We start from the raw sequence: 2,130 nt of genomic DNA on the forward strand, positions 1-2,130 counted from the left end.
GAGAGGATGTGTTCATGTCTGAGCGGCGCAGGAAGTTCAGTCCGCAGTTTAAGGCTGAGGCTGTGCAGATGGTCCTGGAGACTGGTCGCCCGATCGCGGAGGTCGCGCGCGACTTGGGGATTAACGAGGGAACGCTGGGTAACTGGGTTAATGTGTGGCGTCGTGAGAATCCCGAGCCGGAGCCGGAGTTGACGCCCGTGGAACGTGTTCGTGTCAAAGAAATGGAAGACGAGATCCGCAGGTTGCGGATGGAGAACGAGTTCCTGAAAAAAGCAGCGGCCTTCTTCGCCCGGACGCACCCGTAGCCGAACGCTGCGCGTTGATCCAGGCGGAGAAGGCCACCTACCCGATCGCGTTCATGTGCGCCCTGCTGGGCGTGCCCCGCTCGACGTACTACGCCTGGGCCGAGCGAGCCGCGGGGCCGCAGACGGCCACGGCAGCCCGGCGGGCCATGCTCGCCGAGCAGATCCAGCTCGAGTTCACCGCATCCAGGTCCACCTCGGGGTGCCGGCGGATCGCTGCGGCGTTGAACCAGCGCGGGATCGATGCCTCGGTCGGGCTGGTCGCCGACCTGATGCGCGAGCTGGGCCTGCGCGCCGTCCAGCCGCGGGCGTACAAGCGCACCACCGTGCCCGGTGAACAACCCGTGCCCGCGGCCGATCTGCTCGGACGGGACTTCACCGCGGCCGCGCCAGGGCAGCGTCTGGTCGGTGACATCACCTACCTGCGCACCGGGCAGGGCTGGCTCTACCTGGCCGTCGTCCTGGACCTGGCCACCCGCATGGTCGTGGGCTGGCAACTGGCGCCGCACATGCGCACCAGCCTGGTCACCGACGCACTGACCATGGCCATCGACGCCGGCCACGTCCAGCCCGATGCGATCTTTCACTCCGACCGCGGCACCCAATATACGTCGGCCGAATTCGCCGCTTTCACCGAAGCCCACCGGATCCGGCGAAGCCTGGGCCGGACCGGTGTCTGCTGGGACAATGCCGCGGCCGAGTCGTTCTTCGCGACCCTGAAGAACGAAATGTACCACCGCCACATCTTCCCTACCCGAGCCAAAGCCCGCTTCGCGGTCGCCGAATACATCGAAGTGTTCTACAACCGGAAAAGACTCCACTCAACCCTGGGCTACCGAACCCCATTCCAAGCACTCACCGACTACCGCGCAACAGCACCCGCTGCTGCGTAAGAAAACCCCTAAAAACCCGTCCAAAATTCTTGACACAGCCCACCGCCGCCCCGCCGCCGCTCCGCCTGCCGACGGCCCGCCCCGCCGCCCCGCCCGAGACGCCGGACGAGGCTCGCCTGACCGCTCACCCGCCCTCGATCCGGCGGGCACCCCACGAGGTATCGCCGAAACGACGATCCGGATCGCCGGTCCATGCGCGCGACTTGGGCCGATGCCCCGGCCACCCGCATCGGGATCGTCGTTTCGGCGATACCTGCGCGGGTGCCGCCCGCGATTGGTGAAACGTCACCGCGATGTGTCAGCCTGGAGAAGGCTCGATGCCGAGCGCACGGCCCGCCGGGGGCGGGCCCAGGGGGAACCTCACGACCAGCAGTCGCGTTGTTGCCCCCTGCCCGAATTCACTTCAACACCATGCAGATTCACAAGGAGCAGGACATGTCGCTGGAGGCGCTGACCGGCGTCGTCGGTCAGATCGTTCTCATCGCCGCCCTCATCGGGGCCGGCTTGACCCCGTGGTGGTTCGTCGGGCGGCTCACCATCCCGGCGCGGGAGCGGCTGCCCCTACGACAGCTCGGGTGGCACGGTCACGTGGCCACCCTGCGACGCGGGGCTCGATGGTGGATCGAGGCCCTGCCCAGCGGTCACCCGGCCCGCGGCGAATCCCTCGCCGAGCAGGGCCGCCACGCCCGACACTCCTGAGCGCCGGCCGCGCGAGCGCCCACGGTCTGCCCGCCGCACCTGCCAGACTCGGCGACGGGTCGACGACAGGGGAGGTCGCGTGGACGGGGACACGGTCTTCGGCGTGCTCTTCGCCGCAGTCGCGCTCTGGGTGTTCGTCAGCATCGGCTGGACTGTCTGGACCACGTTGCCGCGCAAGTGGGTTCCGTCAGCCGACGTGTTCGCGGACTCCGCTCCCGGCGTCATCCCACCCGAGC

2 protein-coding genes are annotated in these 2,130 nt (G+C 68.1%); both read left to right on the top strand.

Annotation, left to right across the window (positions count from 1 at the left end; translation table 11 throughout):
- The first annotated feature begins 14 nt into the window (after window positions 1-14).
- Window positions 15-1,195 (top strand): IS3 family transposase gene (locus tag PINTE_RS21080; RefSeq protein ID WP_373280190.1). Its coding sequence is split into 2 segments (ribosomal slippage): window positions 15-267 and window positions 267-1,195, totalling 1,182 coding nucleotides; the frame shifts between segments, so codons are not numbered across the junction.
- 411 nt (window positions 1,196-1,606) lie between these two features.
- Window positions 1,607-1,894: a hypothetical protein gene (locus PINTE_RS21085; protein ID WP_157087442.1), complete on the top strand. Its 288-nt coding sequence runs from the start codon at window positions 1,607-1,609 to the stop codon at window positions 1,892-1,894.
- Window positions 1,895-2,130: the final 236 nt, after the last annotated feature.

Origin of the sequence: Piscicoccus intestinalis NBRC 104926, assembly GCF_001515525.1 — a bacterium.
Taxonomy (GTDB): Bacteria; Actinomycetota; Actinomycetes; order Actinomycetales; family Dermatophilaceae; genus Kineosphaera; species Kineosphaera intestinalis.